Source organism: Ottowia sp., assembly GCF_047975795.1.
Classification (GTDB): domain Bacteria; phylum Pseudomonadota; class Gammaproteobacteria; order Burkholderiales; family Burkholderiaceae_C; genus Ottowia.
Genome location: NZ_JBKEEE010000036.1, coordinates 99525 through 114677, shown reverse-complemented (window position 1 = coordinate 114677; position 15153 = coordinate 99525). Strand labels below are relative to the sequence as shown.

13 protein-coding genes are annotated in these 15153 nt (G+C 61.3%); 8 read left to right on the top strand and 5 right to left on the bottom strand.

Annotated features, from left to right (window positions below; genetic code table 11):
* The first annotated feature begins 109 nt into the window (after positions 1 to 109).
* The 6 genes from ACK5NW_RS05450 (at position 110) to ACK5NW_RS05425 (ending at position 6342) form a co-directional block, all read left to right on the top strand.
* A complete protein-coding gene (locus ACK5NW_RS05450) occupies positions 110 to 1309 on the top strand; it encodes a substrate-binding domain-containing protein (protein WP_416925849.1) in 1200 nt (399 codons plus the stop codon).
* Positions 1310 to 1522: 213 nt separating this feature from the next.
* Positions 1523 to 2302, top strand: coding sequence for an ABC transporter ATP-binding protein (locus ACK5NW_RS05445; protein WP_416925847.1), 780 nt, complete (start codon positions 1523 to 1525; stop codon positions 2300 to 2302).
* The gene (locus ACK5NW_RS05440) at positions 2299 to 3024 is read left to right on the top strand and encodes an ABC transporter ATP-binding protein (RefSeq protein WP_416925845.1); all 726 of its coding nucleotides are present in this window, start codon (positions 2299 to 2301) and stop codon (positions 3022 to 3024) included. Before ACK5NW_RS05445 ends, ACK5NW_RS05440 begins: the two co-directional genes overlap by 4 nt.
* 72 nt (positions 3025 to 3096) lie before the next feature.
* Positions 3097 to 4068: a branched-chain amino acid ABC transporter permease gene (locus ACK5NW_RS05435; protein ID WP_416925843.1), complete on the top strand. Its 972-nt coding sequence runs from the start codon at positions 3097 to 3099 to the stop codon at positions 4066 to 4068.
* A 256-nt stretch (positions 4069 to 4324) separates the two neighbouring features.
* The gene (locus ACK5NW_RS05430) at positions 4325 to 5398 is read left to right on the top strand and encodes a branched-chain amino acid ABC transporter permease (RefSeq protein WP_416925841.1); all 1074 of its coding nucleotides are present in this window, start codon (positions 4325 to 4327) and stop codon (positions 5396 to 5398) included.
* 53 nt (positions 5399 to 5451) lie between these two features.
* Positions 5452 to 6342: an alpha/beta fold hydrolase gene (locus tag ACK5NW_RS05425; RefSeq protein WP_416925839.1), complete on the top strand. Its 891-nt coding sequence runs from the start codon at positions 5452 to 5454 to the stop codon at positions 6340 to 6342.
* Between the two features lie 228 nt (positions 6343 to 6570).
* On the opposite strand, the gene ACK5NW_RS05420 is transcribed toward ACK5NW_RS05425, so the two are convergent.
* Positions 6571 to 7038 carry a hypothetical protein gene (locus ACK5NW_RS05420; RefSeq protein ID WP_416925837.1) on the bottom strand — a complete coding sequence of 156 codons (468 nt, stop codon included), beginning with the start codon at positions 7036 to 7038 and terminating at the stop codon, positions 6571 to 6573.
* 59 nt (positions 7039 to 7097) lie between these two features.
* On the bottom strand, positions 7098 to 8150 hold the full coding sequence (gene hemH / locus ACK5NW_RS05415) for a ferrochelatase (RefSeq protein WP_416925835.1): 1053 nt from the start codon (positions 8148 to 8150) through the stop codon (positions 7098 to 7100).
* 141 nt (positions 8151 to 8291) lie between these two features.
* On the opposite strand from hemH, the gene gloA reads away from it, so the two are divergent.
* A complete protein-coding gene (gene gloA, locus ACK5NW_RS05410; protein WP_416925833.1) occupies positions 8292 to 8705 on the top strand; it encodes a lactoylglutathione lyase in 414 nt (137 codons plus the stop codon).
* A 188-nt stretch (positions 8706 to 8893) separates the two neighbouring features.
* On the top strand, positions 8894 to 10786 hold the full coding sequence (locus ACK5NW_RS05405) for a carbohydrate-binding domain-containing protein (RefSeq protein ID WP_416925831.1): 1893 nt from the start codon (positions 8894 to 8896) through the stop codon (positions 10784 to 10786).
* A 224-nt stretch (positions 10787 to 11010) separates the two neighbouring features.
* Here the strand turns inward: ACK5NW_RS05405 and ACK5NW_RS05400 are convergent, their stop codons facing one another.
* The 3 genes from ACK5NW_RS05400 to potE all read right to left on the bottom strand — a co-directional run bounded on the left by ACK5NW_RS05400 (position 11011) and on the right by potE (position 15130).
* Positions 11011 to 11691 (bottom strand): acyloxyacyl hydrolase, encoded by a 681-nt coding sequence (locus ACK5NW_RS05400; RefSeq protein ID WP_416925829.1) that lies wholly within the window; start codon positions 11689 to 11691, stop codon positions 11011 to 11013.
* 240 nt (positions 11692 to 11931) lie between these two features.
* The gene (gene queC, locus ACK5NW_RS05395; RefSeq protein ID WP_416925827.1) at positions 11932 to 12696 is read right to left on the bottom strand and encodes a 7-cyano-7-deazaguanine synthase QueC; all 765 of its coding nucleotides are present in this window, start codon (positions 12694 to 12696) and stop codon (positions 11932 to 11934) included.
* A 145-nt stretch (positions 12697 to 12841) separates the two neighbouring features.
* Complete coding sequence (gene potE / locus ACK5NW_RS05390; RefSeq protein ID WP_416925825.1) at positions 12842 to 15130, bottom strand: putrescine-ornithine antiporter; 2289 nt, start codon at positions 15128 to 15130, stop codon at positions 12842 to 12844.
* Positions 15131 to 15153: the final 23 nt, after the last annotated feature.

Here is a 15153-nt window from a genome sequence, read left to right as displayed (position 1 = left end):
GGTATCCGGAAATCGCTTTAATCCAGTCCCATCAAGCACTTAGCGTTTGGCATGGCTTGTGCATGCACCAGGTTTGCTTTCGTATACACATCCTGAGGAGACAGCACCCATGCAACGCCGTTCCACCATCGCCCTGGCCGCATCCCTGGCCGCTTTGGCCACCACCTTCAGCCTGCCCGCACTGGCGCAATCCGACATCAAGATCGCCCACATCTACAGCAAAACCGGCCCGTTGGAAGCCTATGGCAAACAAACCCAGACTGGCCTGATGATGGGCCTGGCCTACGCCACCGGCGGCACCATGGCCGTGAATGGCAAAAAAATCACCGTGCTGGAAAAAGACGACCAAGGCAAGCCCGATCTGGGCAAAAGCCTGCTGGCCGCCGCCTACGCCGACGACAAGGCCGACATCGCCGTCGGCCCCACCTCGTCGGGCGTGGCGCTGGCCATGCTGCCGGTGGCCGAGGAATACAAGAAAATTTTGTTGGTCGAACCTGCCGTGGCCGACTCCATCACCGGCGACAAGTGGAACAAGTACATCTTCCGCACCGGCCGCAACAGCAGCCAGGACGCCATCAGCAACGCCGTGGCCATGGACAAGGACGGCGTGCAAGTGGCCACGCTGGCGCAGGACTACGCCTTTGGCCGCGATGGCGTCAAGGCGTTCAAGTCGGCCCTCAAGCACGCCAAAATCGTGCACGAGGAATACCTGCCGCAAAACACCACCGACTTCACCGCAGGCATCCAGCGTGTGGTCGATGCGCTGAAAGACAAGCCGGGCCAAAAGGCCATTGAAGTCATCTGGGCCGGTGGCACGCCGCCTTTCAACGCGCTGGCCGCGCAGGATTTGAAAAAGCGCTATGGCATCGACGTGTTCACTGGCGGCAACATCCTGCCCGCCATGTCCGCGTACAAGAACTTCCCCGGCATGGAAGGGGCCACCTACTACTACTTCGGCATCCCCAAAAACCCGGTCAACGAAGCCCTGGTGTCGGCGCACTACAAAGAATTCAAGCAGCCACCTGACTTTTTTACCGCAGGCGGTTTCTCGGCGGCGATGGCACTGGTCACCGCGCTCAAGGCCACCGGCGGCGACACCAGCACCAACAAACTCATCCGGGCCATGGAAGGCATGAGCTTCGACACGCCCAAGGGCAAGATGACCTTCCGCCAGCAAGACCATCAGGCCATGCAAAGCATGTATCACTTCCGCATCAAGAACGACCCAGCCTTTGCCTGGGGCGTGCCTGAGCTGGTGCGCGAAATCAAGCCTGAGGAAATGAATGTTCCAGTGAAAAACAAGCGCTGAAAAGCGCTGGCCCCCTGTGGCGCTAACGCGCCTTCCTCGACTCTCTTTCGGACGGGGAAGCGATGCCACTGGGATGGCTTGCTGCCGCAATCTTTGGTTGAGATGTGCGAGCCTGCGCCAACGGTGCCGACAGGCTTCCGTCATTGATCCGTTCGCGGCTGAGGTTGCCCAAACCCTTGCGCGCTATCGCCCCCACAAGACAAACCGCTTCTGATGCTTGAAACGCAAGACCTCACCATCCGCTTTGGTGGCCACGTGGCCGTCAACGCGGTCACGTGCGCTTTTCAGCCGGGCACGCTGACAGCCATCGTCGGCCCCAATGGCGCGGGCAAGACGACGTATTTCAACCTGATTTCCGGTCAGCTCAAAGCCACCGCAGGCCGTGTGCGGCTGAACGGCAAAGATTTGTCAACGCTGTCGCCCGCCTTGCGCACGCGCGCGGGCTTAGGAAGGGCGTTTCAGCTCACCAACCTGTTTCCCAGCCTGTCGGTGCTGGAAAACGTGCGCCTGGCCGTGCAGGCTACGCTGGATGGCCCGCACCGGCGCGGTCTTCGACTCTCCAGCATCTGGAGCGACCACCCGCGTTTGACGCAGCGTGCGCTGTCTGTCCTCGATTCGGTGTCCATGACCGCCCAGCAGGCCATGCCAGTGGCCAGCCTGCCGCACGGCGATCAACGCAAACTGGAAGTGGCGCTGTTGATGGCGCTTGATCCGCAGGTCTACATGTTCGACGAACCAACGGCGGGCATGAGCCACGACGAAGCACCGGTGATTCTGAATCTGATCCGTCAGCTCAAGAACGACAAAACCAAAACCATTTTGCTGGTCGAGCACAAAATGGACGTGGTGCGCGAGCTGGCCGACCGCATCATCGTGCTGACCAACGGCACGCTGGTGGCCGACGGCGAACAGGCCGAAGTGATTGCTTCGCCGGTCGTTCAAGAAGCTTACCTGGGCGTCAGCGCCGATTCAAAAGATGAGGTGCTCACATGAGCGATATCGCACTCCAACTGGACGGCGTACACACCCACATCGGTGCCTACCACATCCTGCACGGCGTCAGTCTGCAAGTACCACGGGGGCAGCTCACCATGCTGCTGGGGCGCAACGGCGCGGGCAAAACCACCACGCTGCGCACCATCATGGGTCTGTGGCAGGCGTCGCAGGGCCGCATCAGCTTCAACGGGCAAGATGTCACCAAGAAACACACGCCACAAATTGCCGAGCTTGGCATCGCCTACGTGCCCGAAAACATGGGCATCTTTGCCGATCTGACGGTAAAGGAAAACATGCTGCTGGCCGCCCGCAGCGCACGCGCCACCTCGCAAATCGACCAAGCCCGGCTGCAATGGATTTTTCAGCTTTTTCCGGCCGTGGAGAAGTTCTGGAACCACCCGGCAGGCAAGCTCTCTGGCGGGCAAAAACAGATGCTGGCGGTGGCCCGCGCCATCGTCGAGCCGCGCGATCTGCTGATCGTCGAGGAACCCAGCAAGGGCCTGGCCCCGGCCATCATCAACAACATGATCGGCGCCTTTCAACAACTGAAAGAAAGCGGTGCCACCATCTTGCTGGTGGAGCAAAACCTCAGCTTCGCCCAGCGTCTGGGTGACACCGTGGCGGTGATGGACGATGGCCGGGTGGTGCACGCGGGCAGCATGGCCGCGCTGGCCCAGGATATTGACCTGCAACAGCGTCTGCTGGGTTTATCACTTTGATTGTCATAAGAAAAACCGCCTTCAACGCCTGTATACAAAGCGCAACAAGCTACAAAATATATAGCTATCGTCATGAATTCACTGGACATTGATTACAAGCCCTTGCTGCTGGTACCTGCCTTGCTTGTGCTGGCGCTGCCGCTGGTGGGGTCGTTTTCCACATGGCTCACGCTGTCGATGGCCGGGCTGGCGATGGGCATGATCATCTTCATCATCGCCTCGGGGCTGACGCTGGTGTTTGGCCTGATGGATGTGCTGAACTTTGGCCGCGGCGTGTTCATTGCCCTGGGCGCTTTTGTGGCCACCAGCGTGCTGGGGGCCATGGGCGACTGGACAGCCTCTGGCCAGGTGTGGCGCAACCTGGTGGCCGTGTTTCCGGCCATGGTGATCGCCATGCTGGTGGCGGGGGCTGTGGGCTTGGTGTTTGAGCGCCTTATCGTGCGGCCGGTGTACGGCAACCACCTCAAACAAATCCTGATCACCATGGGCGGCATGATCATTGGTGAAGAGCTGATCAAGGTGGTTTGGGGGCCGCAGCAAATTCCGCTGCCGCTGCCCGCTGGGCTGCAAGGCTCCTGGTTTTTAGGCGATGCGGCGATAGAGCGCTACCGCGTGTTCGCCGTAGTGGTGGGCGCGGCCGTGTTCGCCCTGCTGGCCTGGACGCTGGCGCGCACCAAGCTGGGCTTGCTGATTCGCGCCGGGGTGCAAGACCGCGAAATGGTCGAATCGCTGGGCTACCGCATCCGTCGTCTGTTCGTCGGCGTGTTTGTGGCTGGCAGTGCGCTGGCTGGTCTGGGCGGCGTGATGTGGGGGCTGTACCAGCAAAGCGTGGTGCCGCAGATGGGCGCACAGGTCAACATCCTGATCTTCATTGTCATCATCATCGGCGGACTGGGCAGCACGCTGGGCGCGTTGATTGGCGCGCTGCTGGTGGGCCTGATGGCCAACTACACCGGTTTTCTGGCACCCAAGGTAGCGCTGTTTTCCAACATTGCGCTGATGGTGGCGATCCTCTTGTGGCGACCGCAGGGGGTGTGTAAATGAACACCCCCCTGAGTCGCTTCGCGCCTTCCCCCCTCTTCCTTCGGGAGGGGGGACAACGCCACTGCCCGGTGCAAGCCCGGGCACGGCGTTCGCTGGCATGGCTGGCTCCGCAGCCTTCTGCGTCACCTTGGACTCTTTTCCCATCCCTCTTCAAAAAAGGGGGGCAACGCCACTGCCCGGTGCAAGCCCGGGCACGGCGTTCGCTGGCATGGCTGGCTCCGCAACCGCTTGATCACCAATCTCACCGAGGTGCGGCATGCTGAGCCGCCTGCTCTCGCACGATCTGCCGCGCAGCCGGGTGCTGGCGGTGGTGCTGGTGCTGATTTTTCTGGGGCTGGCGTTGGCACCGTTCCTGTTCCCGGGCGTCAAGGCGCTCAACGTGGCGGCCAAGGTGCTGATCTTCATCGTGCTGGTGGCCGCGTTCGATTTGCTGCTGGGCTACACCGGCATCGTCAGCTTTGCGCACACCATGTTCTTTGGCATCGGTGCCTACGGCATCGCCATTGCCAGCACGCGCATGGGCGCAGGCTGGGGCGCGCTGGCCGTCGGCGCGGGCGCGGCGCTGGGGGTGTCGCTGGTGCTGTCGCTGGCGATTGGCCTTTTTTCGCTGCGGGTGCGGGCGATTTTCTTTGCCATGATCACGCTGGCGGTGGCCGCCGCTTTCCAGACGCTGGCCTCGCAACTGTCGGAGTTCACCGGTGGTGAAGACGGCCTGACGTTCCGCATGCCCGAGTGGCTGCAACCGAGCTTCGAGCCGTTTGAAAGCGAATTCCTGGGCGTGCTGGTGGACGGCAAGATTTTTGCCTATTACCTGCTGTTCGTGCTGTGCGTAGCGCTGGTGCTGGCGTTGCTGCGCATCGTCAACTCGCCCTTTGGCCGCGTGCTGCAAGCCATCCGCGAGAACGAGTTCCGTGCCGAGGCCATTGGCTACCGCGTCGTGGTCTACCGCACTTTGTCCAGCGTGCTCTCTGCCCTGTTTGCCTGCGCGGCAGGCTGCATGCTGGCGATCTGGCTGCGCTACAACGGGCCGGACACCTCGCTGAGTTTCGAGATCATGATGGACGTGCTGTTGATCGTGGTGATTGGCGGCATGGGCACTATTTACGGCGCGGTGATTGGTTCGGTGTTGTTTCTGGTGGCGCAAAGCTACCTGCAAGATCTGCTGCGGTTGGGCCATGAAGCCACTGCCAGCGTGCCACTGCTGTCCGCCCTGCTCTCGCCCGATCGCTGGCTGCTGTGGCTGGGCGTGTTGTTCGTGCTGTCGGTGTACTACTTTCCCACCGGCGTGCTGGGCAAATTGCGAACGCGCTCTGCATCAGCCACGCATTGAAACCCGCCGCCCTTGTTCATCACCCCTTCATCACACTGATTGCCACCACCGCCATGACCGCCTCATCCCAGTACCTCACCTGCGCCGGACGCGAGCTGCATTACATGGACTGGTCACCCCAAGGCCCTAGGGTGCGCGGCACCGTCATTGCCTGGCACGGCCTGGCACGCACCGGGCGCGACATGGACGATCTGGCCGCCCACCTGGCGGCCCGCGGCTGGCGTGTGCTGTGTCCCGACACCGTGGGCCGTGGTCTGAGCCAGTGGGCCGTCAGCCCGAAGAACGAGTATTGCCTGGCCTTTTATGCCCGGCTGGCGTGTGATCTGTTGGAACAACTGAATGTCCAGCAATGCCACTGGGTCGGCACCTCAATGGGCGGTGCCATCGGCATGGTGGGTGCGTCAGGTTACTTTGAACCAGAACTAAAAAAGCGCATTCGCAGCTTGGTGCTGAACGACAACGCACCACAACTGGCGCAACCTGCCATCGAGCGCATCAAAGCCTATGCAGGCCAGCCACCCGCCTTTGCCACCGTGGCCGAACTGGAGGCGTTTTTTCGCACTGCCTACAAGCCCTACGGTTTTTTGACTGACGCCCAATGGCGGCACCTGAGCGAAACCAGCACCCGCCGCCTGCCCGACGGCCGCGTGACACCGCATTACGACCCGGCCATCGTCGGCCAGTTCATCCACTACCCGGACGACTACCTGCTGTGGCACCACTACGATGCGCTGCACATTCCGGTGCTGCTGCTGCGCGGGGCCGAGTCCGACCTGGTGCTGCGCGACACCGGCGCGCAAATGCAAACGCGCGGCCCCGGCGCGCGCGGCCAGCTGCAATGGGTGGAGGTGCCCGGCTGCGGCCACGCACCCGCGTTGAACGTACCCGAACAACTGGAACTGGTCAGCGGGTTTATCGATGCCGTAGAGGCACCGGCTACCTGAGCGGGCGCGCTCTTATTGATCCGGCATCAACCACAACTTGAACCGTTCACGTTGAGCCTGTCCCAAGCGCCGCGCAAGGCTTCGACAGGCTCAGCCCGAACGGATTTTTCAAGTTTAAAGATACCGACTCAATAAAGTTACTTAACGCCGCCGCAAAGCCCGTCGCAAACCCTTGAGCGACGTGACGCCCCAGTCGTCGTAAGCGCCCAGCCTGTTGGGCGCGTATTCTCACCTGTTTTCTCGCCTGACCAGAACAATCGCCATATCAAAATTTGTGTTGGGCGAACTCGCGTGATAAATCAGGCCCACACGCGGCGCGTTGCCGTCGGGTGGCAGCGCACCTGCTTCTTTCAAACCTCTATAGTCGTAGGCCTCAAACCAGCCGCGGCCCAGTGTATCGAACGTCACACCATCCAGAGTGATGGTGCAGATATCCCTGGCAAAGCGGTGCATGGGCCGCCAACCTTCTTGCAGCGTGATCTTTGCGCCTGACGGCAGGGTGATTGTCTGGCGCAAACCAGTAGGCTTGACGGCAGCCTCTGCCAATGGCAGCTCGGCGGGCGGGTCCGGCTCGGGTGCCGACAGCCAGACAGGCTTCTGGCTCGACGCGTCGCAGTGAACGGACGACGCCTCAGCACACGGCACTGCATGCGCTGCACCGCCCGCCATCCAGGGCACGGCCAGCCACCAGAACATCTGCCAAACATGGACAAGTTTCATCGTTTCAAAACCTCGTTAATCGCCCGCATCCTGCGTCAATCCACGCTTTGACGCTGCACGCCACGCGTAGGCCAGCCCTGCATGTGGTCTTGGGCGATTTCGGCCAGCGCGGTGACCCATGCGGGCTGGTCGTTCAGACAAGGGATGAAATGGAACTCTTTGCCGCCAGCGGCCAGGTAGGCATCGCGCCCTTCGATGGCAATTTCTTCCAGCGTTTCCAGGCAATCGCTGACAAAGCCGGGGCACACCACGTCCACCCGCGCTGCGCCGCTGCGGCCCAGTTGTTCGAGCGTGGCTTGTGTGGCCGGGCCAACCCATTGGGCCTTGCCAAAGCGGGACTGAAAGCTCAGACACCATTCGTCGTCCTTGAGCGCCAGGCGGCTGGCCAGCAGCCGGGCAGTTTGCTGGCATTCGGCCACATACGGATCGCCCAGCGTGCGGGTACGTTCGGGCACGCCATGAAAGCTCATCACCAGCTTGTCTGGCCTGCCGTGGCTTTGCCAGCTTTGGTGTACGGCGCGCGTCAGGGCGCGGATGTAGCCGGGGTCGTCGTGAAAGCGGTTGACAAAGCGCAGCTCGGGCACATGGCGCGTGCGCCGCGTCCAGGCGCTGACGGCATCGATCACGCTGGCGGTGGTGGTGCCCGAATACTGCGGATACAAAGGCAGCACCAGCACGCGGGTGCAGCCGCGCGCGGCCAGTTCATCAAGCTGCGAGGCGATGGACGGGCTGCCGTAACGCATGGCCAGCCGCACGCTGACGGCGTGGTGCCCACGCTCACCCAGGTAGCCGCGCAGCATCACGGCCTGCTTGCGGCTGAACACCATCAGGGGCGAGCCTTCGGGCAGCCAGATGGTTTTGTATTTGGCCGCCGATTGCGCGGGCCGGGTGCGCAAAATCAGGCCATGCAGCACGGGCTTCCACAGCGCAGCGGGAATTTCCACCACGCGCCGGTCACTCAAAAATTCAGCCAGAAAGCGGCGCGTCGCCGCAGGGGTGGGTGCATCGGGCGTGCCCAGATTGCACAGCAGCACGCCAGTGCGTGCGCCCTGCCCAGTTGCGCTATCAGAATCGACTTGTAAAACCATGCGGTATTTTCGGCCAAAGCGGTTGGGGCATAAAACAGCATGTGTCCGAGACCACCATCAGCGCCCCTGCTGAATCACGCCCACAAAAAACGGCGAGCATAGACAATAGGCGTTTTCGCACTTTCACCGACGAACACCATCATGCGACTTCTGCACACCATGCTGCGCGTGGGCGATCTTGATCGCTCCATCACGTTCTACACCCAGGTGCTGGGCATGCAACTGCTGCGCCGCTCGGAAAACCCTGAATACCAATATTCGCTGGCCTTTGTCGGCTATGGCGGCGGCAATCCCAGCCAGGCAGAGATCGAGCTGACCTACAACTGGGGCACCACCAGCTACGAACTGGGCACCGCCTACGGCCACATTGCGCTGGGCGTGCCCGACGCCTATGCCGCCTGCGAACGCATCAAGGCCGCAGGCGGCCAAGTCACGCGCGAGGCCGGGCCGGTGCTGGGCGGCAGCACGGTGATTGCCTTCGTGACCGACCCAGATGGTTACAAGATCGAACTCATTCAGCGCACCGATGATGATGCAGGTCAAGGCTTACGCTGATCAGCAAAACACTATTAATGCTCATTAATTGATAGCTTATAAAGCATACAATACAGTCGATTCAGCCATATTTTTATTAAATCTTCAGCCAACAACGCACCTTCAGCACGCCTGATGCCGTTTGCATGCCGTTTACATGCGCTGCCTACACTCGCGGCTTCATTGATCCAACAAGGGAGCTACTGGCCATGCTGCGTTATCTGAGTGTTCTGTTCAGCGCTTTGCTGTTGACGATAGGCCTGGTGGCCTGCGGCGGCAGCGACGATTCGTCGAGTGACGACACCAATACCGGCAGCGCGCCAGTGATTACATCGCAGCCGCAGTCGGTCAGCATCGCCAGCGGTGCCACCACCACGTTGAACGTGGCAGCCAGCGGCACCGCCACTTTGAGTTACCAATGGCACCTGAACGGCAGCGCCATCAACGGCGCCACAGCCACGTCTTACACCACCGGCGCGGCAGGCAGCTACACCGTGGTGGTGAGCAACGACTACGGCAGCGTGACCAGCAACGCAGCCACCATCACGGTGACTGACACCGACAACGACACCACCAACGCCACGTGGAACATCCTCACCGGGGCCTATGCACCCGATCTGGCCGACACCAGCGGCTACCTGCCTTTGACAGTTGCGCTGGACACGCTGAGCGTGAGCAGCACTTCATCGCGCCTGAGCGTGTCCAACACCAGCACATCGGTGGTCACGGTGGCGCTGGACGGCGCGGCCGCCATCACCCTCACGCGCGACAGCTATGGCCTGACGGTGCGCAGCACCCTCAGCGGCGGCACGCACATGGCCTATCAGTTGACGGGCACCGGCAGCACGCCCCTTACCGTGTACAGCGACAACGACTACAAGCTGGTGCTCACCAGTGCCAACATCACCAGTGGTGACGGCCCGGCACTGAATTTGCAATCCAAGCAAACCGCCTTCATCGAACTGAGCGGCACCAGCGTACTGGCCGATTCGTCCACCTACAGCGACCGCTTGGACGACGATGGCGACGACATGGATCTGAAAGCCACCCTGTTCGCCGAAGGCCCGCTGGTGTTCAGCGGCAGCGGCAGCCTGCGCATTAACGCCACGCCCAAGCACGCCTTGGCCAGTGACGCGCATGTGCGCCTGCTCAGCGGCACCGTCACGTTGAATGCAGCGGCCAAAGACGGCCTGCGCGCCAACGACGCTTTTGTCATGGACGGCGGCAATTTGAACATCACCACACCCGCGGGCAAGGGCATCAAGGTCGAAGGCCAGGAGGACGATTCGCAGCCGCTGGGCTTTATCGCCATCAACAGCGGCACCATCGCCATTACCAGCTACGACAAGGCCATCACCGCGTCGTGGGAAGGCGACGAAGACGGCGACACCGCCACCACCGCAGATGACCCCGATCCGCGCGTGACCATCAACGGCGGCACCGTCACGGTCACCACCACCGGCACGCCGTACGAAGACAACAACACCGCCGACGGCGACGATTCGCTCTCACCCGAAGGCGTTGAATCCAAATCCACGCTGACCATCAACGACGGCACCCTCACCATCAACGCCACCGACGATGCGCTGAACGCGGGCACCGCCATTGCCATGACCGGCGGCCACGTGTACGCCAACAGCAGCGCGGGTAACGGTTTTGACTCCAACGGCACCATCGCCATCTCTGGCGGCGTAGCGGTCGCCATCGGTGCCGCCCAGCCCGAAGCAGGCATGGACAGCGACAACGCCACCTTTGCCGTCACCGGCGGCGTGTTCGTGGCCATCGGTGGCAGCAACAGCACGCCCACCGCCAACGCCGCCACGCAAAACCTGGTGTCGGTGCGCAACGTCAGCACCGGTTTGTGGGCTTTGCGCGACGCCTCTGGCAACGCCGCGTTTGCTTATCAAGTACCCAGTGCGGCTGGGGCCATGCTGATCAGCTCGCCGCTGATTACCACCGGCACCACCTACAACGTGGTCACGGGCGGCACGGTAGGCAGTGCCGATGAAACCTATCAGGGCCTGTACATCAATCCCACCACGCACAGCGGTGGCACCACGGGCCGCAGTTTCACCGTGTCCAGCCGCGTCACTTCGTTCTGAGCATCGCCCCTGCACCAGGGCACTTTGCCCTGGTGCAGCCTAAGAGCGTGTTCAAAGTCTCTGCGCGGGTGTGTGGGCGCGGCCTCGGGCGGTCTGCTGCGTTGCAAATCCTCGCGATACCGCCAGGTATCGCGAGGATTTGCGCCTTGCAGCCCATCCCGATCCGCATCCCACACCCCTCACGCTGAAACTTTGAACACGCTCTAAACGAATGCGGCCGCCTTTCAAAACCGGTAGCCAAAATACACCGTAAAAAAATCCATGCCCGGATTCGGTTTTTTGATGTTGGCGTTGCTGATGTGCTGATAGCGCACCCCCAGCGTGGCGCGGCCTTCGCGGCCGAATTGCAGACCGGTGCCGATCTCGTCGCTGAACTGAAAGGCCGTGCTCATGGTATGGCTTGGGCTGACGTGCACGTGCGACAACAGGCGCATGCCAATACCGGCTTCAACAAAAAACACGGTGCCGCCCAGCATGCCTCCTATAGGCCGTTGCAGGCGAAACATGGGGGTATAGCCCGCCTCGGCGATATCTTTGGCATAGGGCACGTGCCACCCCCCTGCCTCGATCTCGTGGCGCAGGCGGATGCTCCAGCTTGCCCCCTGCCATAGCGGCTGTGGGCGGTTGTAGGCTGCGATCAGGCTGTACTTTTTGACGCTGGCCTCTTTGGCATGGCCGTAGCGAAAGCTGAAGTCCCAGTGCTCGCCCCAGTGCCCTGCATCTGAGGTGGCCGGGGCCAGTGTCTCAGGGGTGGCCGGTTGCGTCCAGGCTGGCGCAGCTTCCACGATCAGCGCGGCCACGCACACCGCCATCGTCATGCATCTGACCAGGCGCACGCGTGGGGGCGCAGACTCAGTGATCGGCGCAGCGATATAAGAAAATAGAAAACAAGGTTGAAAAAACATGGCCGACACTCCCGTGTTGCATATTTCTGCCGGACCTTTCAACAAGCAAAATTTTGATGGACTGGCCCAGCCACTCACGCATTCCGCCTGATCAGCGCTAGATTCAGTAGGCTGCCCCCTCGGCATCAACCCGTGCACCATCTTTTGGAGCGATCCATTCTTGATTAAAAAGATGCATTCAACAAGCACCGCGCATTAACCCGAGCGAGGCACTTGGGTATCCAGAATCAACGTGTTGCATCAGGACGTTTTCCGCACGCTGGTGCCGGTACGCCAGCGCTCCCAACCCGCCGAGCGCAGCGCGCACGCCGGGCAGCGACCACAGCCATAGCCCCAGGCGTGGCGATGCTGGCGATCCCCTTCGTAACAGGTATGGGTGTGTTCGACAATCAGCTCGACCAGCACATCGCCACCTTGATCAGAGCCGCTTTGCTGTCCCAAGCCATGTGCCATTTGCCAGGTTGCTGCCTTGTCAATCCACATCAGCGGGGTTTCGACCACGAAGCGCCTGTCCATGCCCAGCGACAGCGCCAGTTGCATGGCTTTCATGGTGTCGTCGCGGCAGTCGGGGTAGCCGGAATAGTCGGTTTCGCACACGCCAGTGACAATGACTTGCAGCCCGCGCCGGTAAGCCAGCGCCCCGGCCAGCGTCATGAACAGCAGGTTGCGCCCCGGCACAAAGGTGTTGGGCAAGCCGCCTTCGGCCATCTCGAAGACCATGTCGCGCGTGAGCGCACATTCGCTGATCTGACCGACCACGCTGGCGTCCAGCAGGTGGTCTTCGCCCAGCCGCTCGCGCCAGGCGGCAAAGCGCGCCCGCAGCGCGCGCAGCACCACGCTGCGCTGCGCCAGCTCCACCCGGTGGCGCTGGCCGTAGTCAAAGCCCACAGTCTCTACCCGCTCATAACGGGCCAGCGCCCAGGCCAGGCAGGTGGTGGAATCCTGCCCGCCTGAGAAAAGCACCAAAGCGCTGCGTGCAGACAAGGTAAAAGAAGGGCTGGTCATGGTTTGCTTTCAAAAAACCGCCTGCGCCGCGCGCGGGCCGGGGTGCTGATTGTGCAAGCTCTGTGCCAACTTCTGCGACCATCTGCACATCCATCAAGCGCACGGCGTACACCACTGCGCTCAAAATGCACCCAGTGCAGACGCTTTATTCAGGCAATGCGATGATCTTGAACTGCGTCAGGATGGCCTCGGTCGGGGCACCGAACCACTGCCCAAACGAAGAGGCAAATTCAGGGGCGCGGTAAAAACGTGACAGCGCTGTATCGACCACCAGACGCATACGCTCGGCGTCACGCGGTAGGCCCAGCGCCATGGTTTCGTGGGTGTAGTAACGATCCAGCACTTCCAGATCGTCACCCACGGTGGCCCGGCGCACGGCGTCCATCAGGATGGCACGATCACCGACGAAAACACCCGCTGCACCAGTCAGCACGCGATCCACGCCCGCTGCGTAATCTCGTGAAGGCACCAGCTTGACGACCAGATGCAGCTTCGAGATGGTGTTTTTGACCACTTCATCCGCGCGGGTGCCGGGCACCGCCGTCACCACGGTGCGCTGTAAAAGCTGGTCGGCGTTGGAACGCCAGACGGGCGTGCTTTGCGGCTCTCGCCCCATCAGCAAATCCTTCAGCCGTTGGGGTGCGTTGCGGCGCAAAAGCGCTGCCGTGCCACTGGCAAAGGCCGGGATGGAATATGACACCTGTTGGCGCGTGGCCAGCGTGGGCACCGTCAAATCACACAGCACATCAATCTTGCCGCTGGACAGGGCAGGCAGTTGCTCGTCACGCGGAACCTCAACGTACTCTACCGCCAGATTGGGGTTACTCAGTGCTGCGCGGGTTTCATCAGCCACGCGCGCGCACAAATCAATGCCAAATCCGGCAGGCTTGCCTGATTCGTCCTTGAAGGTGAACGGGCGTGAATCCGCGCTGTAGCCAAACTTGATACGGCCAGTGTTGCGGATGTTGTCCAGCGTGTCGGCATGTGCATGACCGGATGGCCAAGCCACCATCACCAGCGCAGCAGCCACCATAACGATGCTGATCGACGCCAGGCTTGAAGCGGCGGCGCTGCCGATGCTGGCTGCACCACCGTTCTTGCCCGTAGCCTTGGGCTTGGGTGCCAAGGACGGAAAACGCGGAGCCAGATAGCCGTAAATCATGTAGGTCAGCGCCAGCACGATCATGCCGCCCAGCACCGCATCTTTACCTGATGCATAGATGGCATACACCGAATACAGCATGGCCACGGTGACGATGACGGTATTGCGCTTGAAAGCTCCCTCTTCGGCTTTGCCCACACGCATCATCAAGAACAGCGAAGACAGCGCAATCACGTAAGGCACCACGTTGGTCACCACGGCCAGATTGACCAGGGCATTGAATTGCTCAGACAAGGTGGGTGAGATGGTGGACAGTGCCATCAGCGACTGCACGACGCCCATGATGACCATGCCCGCCACGGGCGCGCCCATACCGTTGATTTTGCTGAACACTTTGGGAAACAGACGATCATCGGCGGCGGCCTTGGCCGTCTGCGAGATGGTGAACTGCCAGCCCAGGAGCGATCCCAGGCACGACACGATGGCGCACACCATGATGATCGAACCCACGGTAGGGTTAAACATGTGTGCATAAGCTAGGCCGAATGGGCCAGTGGACTTGGCCAGCTCGGCATTAGGGACAATGCCCTGGATCACGGTGGTCGAGGCCACGTAAACCACCGCCGCCCCCAGGGTGCCGAACATGCAGGCCAAAGGCACGTTTTTCTTGGGATTTTCAACCGCATCAGAGTTTTGGGCTGCTGATTCCATGCCCAGAAATGCCCATAGCGTGAGCGCAATAGACGATCCCAGACCATCGCCAATGCTCAGACCCTTGGGGTTCCAGGCTTGGCTGAAGGTGTCGGCGCTGAACCAGAACCATCCAATCAATGACAAACCGGCCACCGGAATGATCACTCCCCAAACTGTGAAGGTGCCGATCTTGCCGGTGACCGACGGCCCTCCAAAATTGGCCAGCGTGGTCAGCCAGATCAGAACAATCACCGAAATGGCGGTGGCGATCGGCGTGGCCGCAGCAGCCGGCACAAAAGCCGCAAAATAGCCCACCGCCGAAATGGCGATGGCCACGTTGCCGATGGCCAGCGAAAAAAAGTACAGCAAAAACACCAGAAAGTAGCCCGGTTTGCCGTAAGCGTCTTCAGCGTAGGCGGCCATGCCGCCAGGGCGATGGTTGAACAGGCCGCACTGGGCAAAGCCGTAGGCAATCGCCATGGATCCAACGGCGGTGACTCCCCAGGACAGTAGCGAAATCGCCCCAACCTGGGCCATGTTGGTGGGCAGCATGATGATGCCGGAACCCATCATGTTGACAGCGACGAGGATCGTCAACTGCATCAAACTCATCTTCTTTGGGGTGCTGGGTGTGCTCATGGTTTTTCTCCTGCGGGCGGGCG